The 6,292-nt window shown below is 73.5% G+C and carries 5 protein-coding genes; 2 read left to right on the top strand and 3 right to left on the bottom strand.

Translation table 11 applies throughout. The features are described 5' to 3' along the window. Nucleotides 1–88: 88 nt before the first annotated feature. Nucleotides 89–2,500 (bottom strand): MMPL family transporter, encoded by a 2,412-nt coding sequence (locus tag ABZZ79_RS30255; RefSeq protein WP_356694101.1) that lies wholly within the window; start codon nucleotides 2,498–2,500, stop codon nucleotides 89–91. Between the two features lie 172 nt (nucleotides 2,501–2,672). Between ABZZ79_RS30255 and ABZZ79_RS30250 the strand changes: the two genes are divergently transcribed. Both ABZZ79_RS30250 and ABZZ79_RS30245 read left to right on the top strand, forming a co-directional pair. Further along, complete coding sequence (locus ABZZ79_RS30250; protein ID WP_356694093.1) at nucleotides 2,673–3,362, top strand: response regulator transcription factor; 690 nt, start codon at nucleotides 2,673–2,675, stop codon at nucleotides 3,360–3,362. Continuing rightward, entirely contained in the window at nucleotides 3,359–4,828 is a 1,470-nt protein-coding gene (locus tag ABZZ79_RS30245; RefSeq protein ID WP_356694091.1) for a HAMP domain-containing sensor histidine kinase, read from the top strand. The genes ABZZ79_RS30250 and ABZZ79_RS30245 overlap by 4 nt, the downstream gene beginning before the upstream one ends. A 4-nt stretch (nucleotides 4,829–4,832) precedes the next feature. Here the strand turns inward: ABZZ79_RS30245 and ABZZ79_RS30240 are convergent, their stop codons facing one another. Together ABZZ79_RS30240 and ABZZ79_RS30235 are read right to left on the bottom strand one after the other, a co-directional pair. Next, nucleotides 4,833–4,985, bottom strand: a complete 153-nt coding sequence (locus tag ABZZ79_RS30240) for a hypothetical protein (protein WP_356694105.1) — start codon at nucleotides 4,983–4,985, stop codon at nucleotides 4,833–4,835. Between the two features lie 40 nt (nucleotides 4,986–5,025). Next, entirely contained in the window at nucleotides 5,026–6,282 is a 1,257-nt protein-coding gene (locus tag ABZZ79_RS30235) for a metallophosphoesterase (RefSeq protein ID WP_356694099.1), read from the bottom strand. Nucleotides 6,283–6,292: the final 10 nt, after the last annotated feature.

The raw sequence follows: 6,292 nt of genomic DNA, 5'->3' as shown, positions 1-6,292 counted from the left end.
CTCGTACTGGATGTACTTGGGTCTGTGCCCGGTGCGGCGAGAGGGCGTGCCGGGCGTCGCGACGGGGCGAACGTTGCCTGTCGGGGCACTAGTTGACCGCGTCCACCTCTCCCTCGGCCAGCAGCTCCACGTCGTACACCAGCGGTGCCTCTCCCACGACCACGTGCCGGGCGCGGGCGCCGTGGCCTCCCGCGCTCGCCGACAGCAGGTACGTCCCCGGGCCGGGGACCGCGACGACGTAGGAGCCGTCGGCCAGGGAGGTCACCCGGTCCAGTTGGCGGCCGCCGCGGGTGAGCAGGGTGACGGAGGCGACGACGGGCTCGCCGTGGGGCGTGCGGATGAATCCGTGGACCACCGAGGACGGCCCCTCGCCGGGGGCGGGCTCCTGCTCCGGCATCTCCTGCGAGGGCTCCACCGCCAGATGCGGCAGCCGCTTCTCCAGCCCGGCCGGGAGCCACCAGTTGGCGTTGCCCAGCAGGTGCATCGCCGCCGGGACCAGGGCCGTGCGCAGGACGAACGCGTCCAGCGCGACCGCCGCGGCCAGGCCGATGCCGGCCATCGCGCCCTCCATGTCGCCGCTCAGCACGAACGCGCTGAACACACAGATCATGATCAGGGCCGCGCAGTTGATGACCCGGCTGGTCTCCGCCAGGCCGACGCGGACCGCGCGGGCGTTGTCCTTGGTGTGCACCCACTCCTCGTGCATCCGGCTGACCAGGAACACCTGGTAGTCCATCGAGAGGCCGAACAGCAGGGACAGCATGATGACCGGGAGGAACGCCGTGATCGGGCCCTCCTTGCCGATGCCGAGCAGTTCCGTGCCCCAGCCCCACTGGAAGATCGCCACCAGGACACCGAAGGACGAGGCCGCCGCGATCAGGTTCATCACCGCGGCCGTCAGCGGGACCACCAGGGAGCGGAAGGCGATCAGCAGGAGCAGGAAGCCCAGCGCGATGATCGTCGCCACGAAGTAGGGCAGCCGGTCGCCCGTGACCTGTGCGAAGTCCTTGAACACCGCCGTCACACCGCCCACATGGGCCTCGGCGCCCGTCGGCGGGATCACCTCGTCGCGCAGCCGGTCGATCAGCCGGTCCGTCGCCTCGGACTGCGGGGACGTCGTCGGGACCACCTGGATCACGGTGACGCCGTTCGCCTCGGGCGCCGCCGCCACCTGGGCCACGCCCTCCGCGCCGCGGATGCCGTCGACCAGCGCCGGCGGGGCCGCGCCCTCGACCACGACCTGGAGCGGGCCGTTGACGCCCGGTCCGAAGCCCTCGGCGAGCAGGTCGTATGCCTGTCGGGTGGTCTGGGACTCCTGGTGGTTGCCCTGGTCGGTGGCGCCGAGCCGGAGCGAGAGGACCGGCAGCGCGAGCAGGGCCATGACCGCCACGGCCAGCAGCGCGATCGAGCGCGGCCGCCGCTCGACGACGGCCGACCAGCGCGCCGCGAGGCCGCTGGCCTCCTCCGGCTCCGGGCCGGCCGCGGCCAGTCTGCGCCGCTGCCGGCGGCTGAGCACCCGCATGCCCAGCAGGCCGAGCAGAGCGGGCAGCAGGGTGATCGCCGCCAGGACGCTGAGCACCACGGTCAGCGAGGTCGCGATGACCACGCCGTCCAGGAAGCGCAGGTTCATCACCAGCATGCCGGCCAGCGCGATGCACACCGTGCCGCCCGCGAACAGCACGGCCCGGCCCGAGGTGTTGAGCGCGGTCGCCGCCGAGTCCTCAGGGCTGCCGCCGCGCAGGATGCCGCGCCGGTGCCGGGTGACGATGAAGAGCGCGTAGTCGATGCCGACGCCGAGACCGATCAACGAGCCCAGCAGCGGGGCGACTTCGGGCACGTTCGTGACATGGCTGAGCATCATCGTGGTCAGCATGCCGAGGCCCACGCCGAAGATCGCCACGACGATCGGCAGCACCATCGCGAACAGCGAGCCGAAGGCGAGGAACAGCACCACCGCCGCCGCGACGATACCGACCAGTTCGGCCGTGCCCTGCGGGGCCTCCTGCGTGCGGGCGATCGCCTGACCGCCCAGCTCCACCTGGAGCGCGTCGTTCCCGGCCGCCCGAGCGGTGTCGACGACGTCCTCGATCAGCTCCTTGGGCACGCCGTTCGCCTGCTCGGTGAACGTGACCTGCGCGTACGCGATCCGTCCGTCCCGGCTGATCTGCGCCGCCCCCGCCTTGCCCGAGTACGGTCCGGCGACCTCGCCGACCCCGTCCATGCGGGCGATCTCCGCCAGCGCGGGCTCGATCCGGGACCGTACGGCCTCGTCCCGCACCGATCCCCCGTCGGTCTTCCACACCACCGTGTCCGTGTCGCCCGCGCTCTCCGGGAAGGCCTTCTCCATCAGGTCGAACGCCCGCTTGGAGTCGGTGTCCGGCAGCGAGAAGACGTTCGCGTAGTCCGTCCCGGCCGCCGATCCGGCGAAGCCCAGTCCGAACAACGCCCCCACCCACAGCAACAGGACCACCAGCCGATGCCGATAGCACCACCGTGCCAATGCCGCCACGTTCAAAGCCCCTTCGTCTCGGTCGTACGGTCGGCCCCCCGAGGTCCGGGCCAACAGCATGGGCCGGGGACCGCACGCGAGGACACCGCACCCGGGCGACTCTCAAGGAACTCCAAGGCGGGGAAGGGGCCATGGCGTGCCGGGCGGCGTCGATACTGGGGGCATGACGACGGCCCCTGGCACCGTGCTGGTCGTGGAGGACGAGGAGAGCATCGCCGACGTCCTCGCCATCGCCCTGCGCTACCACCGCTTCGAGGTGATGACCGCGGCCACCGTCCGCGAGGCACTCGCGCTCGCCGAGCGCACCCGGCCCGACGCGGCGCTGCTCGACGTGATGCTCCCGGACGGCGACGGCCGCGCCCTCGGGCGTGAACTGCGCGCCCGGCGCCCCGAGCTGGCGATCGTGTTCCTCACCGCGCGGGACGCCCCCGCGGAGATCGTGGGCGCCCTCGGCTTCGGGGACGACTACATCACCAAGCCCTTCGACATCGACGTCGTCGTCGCCCGCGTCACCGCCGTGCTGCGCCGCACCCGCCCGGCCGACGTGCTCCCGCAGCGGCCACCGCTGCGCTACGGCGACCTGGAGCTGGACGAGACGACGTACTCGGTGCACCGCGCGGGCCACACGGTCGAGCTGACCCCCACCGAGTACGCGCTGCTGCGCTTCCTGGTGCGCAACGGCGGCCGGATCGTGCCCAAGGAACAACTCCTGCGCCATGTCTGGCAGTACGAGCACACCCCGCCGGAGTCGACCGTCGTGGAGACCTACATCAGCTATCTGCGGCGCAAGCTGGACGTCCTGGGAGCGCCGGTGATCACCACCCGGCGCGGTGTGGGATACGGGCTGGCATGAGGCGGCGGCGCAGGCACGGTCTGCACTCCCTGCGGGTGCAGCTGACGGTGGCGAACGTGGTGCTGCTGTCCCTCGGGATCGTCATGGCGACCGCCGTCAGCCTGATGGCGGCCCGCTTCTACCTGCTCGACAAGATCGACACCGAGCTGAAGGCGTCCCGCACCTCGCTGAACACCGCCGGGTTCACGCTGCGGCAGATCGAGTCGCTGCGCGAACTGGGCGTCGAATTGGACAAGTTCGGTGCGGGCGCCGCCACCGGCCCGCTGCCCGCGCCCGCCGTGCTGTACGTCGCCGTGGACCCGGCCGGAGCCCCCGTCGCGCTCGGTCCGCTGCGGCCCACGCCACGGCAGCGGGCACTGGCCGCCGCCGTCGCCGACCCGGCGGCGGTGGCCGCCGACGAGGACCCGCGCGACGTCCTGGTGCGGGGCGAGCCGTACCGGCTGGTCGGCGCCCGGCTCTCGGACGGCACCATCATCCTCATCGGCACCTCCACCGGGGCGCTGCACGAGGGCATGGGCAAGGCGCTGCGCCTCGATCTCGCCTTCGGCACACTGCTGCTGGCGGTCCTGGCCTGCGTGACCATGTTCAGCGTGCGGCGCCGGATGCGGCCGCTGGAGGACATGGTGGAGACGTCCTCGGAGATCGCCGAGGGCGACCTGACCGCGCGCGTGCCCTCCAGCCGGCACCCCACCCAGGAGGTCGAGCAGCTGCGGCTCGCCCTGAACTCCATGCTCCACCAGGTGGAGTCGGCGCACCGCACCCGCGAGCGCAGCGCGGCCCAGCTGCGGCGGTTCGTCGCCGACGCCTCGCACGAGCTGCGCACCCCGCTGGCGGCGATCCGCGGCTATCTCCAGCTGTACGACAAGGGCATGCTCCAGGAGCGGGCGGAGCGCCGGCGGGTGTGGGACCGGGTGCTGGCCGAGACCGACCGGATGGGGCGTCTGGTCGACGAGTTGCTCACCTTGGCGCGGCTCGACCAGCGGCCCGAACTGCGGCTGCGCAACGTCGACCTGAGCCGGCTGGTGCGCGAGGCGGCCGAGGACCTGCGGGTGCAGCAGCCGGACCGGCCGGTCGCGGTCGCCGCCGAGGGCGCCCTGCTGGTGCGCGCCGACGAGTCGGGGCTGCGCCAGGTGCTGGGCAATCTGGTGGGCAACGTCCGGGTGCACACGCCCACCGAGGTGCCGGTCCGACTCGGTGTGGAGCGGGTGGACGGGGTCGTGCGGCTGTGTGTCGCCGACGAGGGTCCGGGGCTCGGCGAGGAGGACGCGGGCCGTGTCTTCGACCGCTTCTTCCGGGCCGGGGGCGGCGCGGGCAGCGGGCTGGGCCTGGCCATCGTCCAGGGCGTCGTACGGGCCCATGGGGGCGAGGTGTCCGTGGCTACGGCACCGGGCGAGGGCCTGGCCGTGACGGTGTCGCTGCCCGCGCGGGGGCAGAGCGGCCTCCCCCCGCGGGACGACGACGCGTAGGGCGTCAGATCCAGTCGAGCCGCCACAGGCGGAACACGCCCGTGCCGTCGGAGAGGTACTGGCCGCCGCCGACGTCCAGGGTGGTGACGACGTACTCCTCGAACAGGGCGAGGCGCAGCGGTCCGCGCCCGGCCTCGGCGGTCACACGCGCGCGCATCAGGTCTCCCGGTGGGTGCGGCTGCGAGGAGCCTCCCCGCTCAGGCCCGCAGCGACGCCAGTTCCACGACCGTGATGTCCGAGGGCGCTCCCACGCGCGTGGGCGGGCCCCAGGCGCCCGCGCCGCGGGAGACGTACAACTGGGTGTCGCCGTGGCGCTCCAGGCCCGCGAGGGTCGGGTTCGCGGCGGCCGCCACGAGGTTGCCGGGCCAGAGCTGGCCGCCGTGGGTGTGGCCGGAGAGCTGGAGGTCGACACCGTGCTCGACGGCCTCGTCGATCTGCACCGGCTGGTGGGCGAGCAGCACGCACGCGCGTGCCCGGTCGCGGTCGCCGAGGGCGCGGGCGAAGTCGGGGCCCTGGCCCTCGCTCTCACCCGCGATGTCGTTCACTCCGGCGAGGTCGAAGTACGGCAGCTCGGTGCGGGCGTTCTCCAGCGGCAGCAGGCCGAGGCGGCGCACCTCGTCGATCCACTGGCCGGCCCCGGAGTAGTACTCGTGGTTGCCGGTGACGAAGTAGGCGCCGTGCCGTGCCCGCAGTCCGGCGAGGGGGGCGGCGGCCGGGCCGAGGTTGGCCACGCTGCCGTCGACGAGGTCGCCGACCACCGCGATCAGGTCGGGCTGCGTGGAGTTGATCGTGTCGACGACCTTCCGCGCGAAGCCGCGGCCGAGCACGGGGCTCAGGTGGATGTCGCTGACCACCGCGATCCGGAAGCCGTGCGCCGCGCGCGGCAGCTTCGCCAGCGGCACGGTGATCCGCTTCACTCCGGGGCCGCGCAGCACACCGTAGGTGCCGTAGCCGACGGTTCCGACCGCGGCCGCGGCGGCGGCTCCGGCGACGACACGGGAGACGAACAGCCGGCGGGTGGGCTCGGGGCGCTGCTCGGGGGCGGACGCCGGGTCGGTGTCGGGCTCGGGCCGCGGGGTGGACCGCGGCTTGTCGGGCGGGCCGCCGACCGTCGCGGGTTCCGGTTCCGGTTCCGGTTCCGTGCGCCGTACGCCCGTCCCGGCCGTCCCGGCGGGGCGGCGGCGGTCCAGGAGGCGCCGCAGCAGCGGTCGTACGAGCTCACCCGCGACCACGGCGAGCAGCAGGTACAGCGCGAGCGCGAGCCACAGGAAGCCCGGCCAGGCCAGGGTGCGCTGGAGCCAGAAGGGGGCGTCGGCGCGCTCGGCGATCATGGCGCCGACGAACAGCGCCCAGCCGCCGGCGATCAGCCCGGCGCCCGCCCGGCGGACCCGGCCCGGACCGGCGGTGGTGTCCCGGAACAGGCGGCGCCAGAGATACCAGTTGGCGACGACCATGACGCCGAGT

Origin of the sequence: Streptomyces sp. NPDC006458 (assembly GCF_040612135.1) — a bacterium.
Lineage (GTDB): Bacteria > Actinomycetota > Actinomycetes > Streptomycetales > Streptomycetaceae > Streptomyces.
This window is presented reverse-complemented; position numbering and strand designations above follow the sequence as displayed.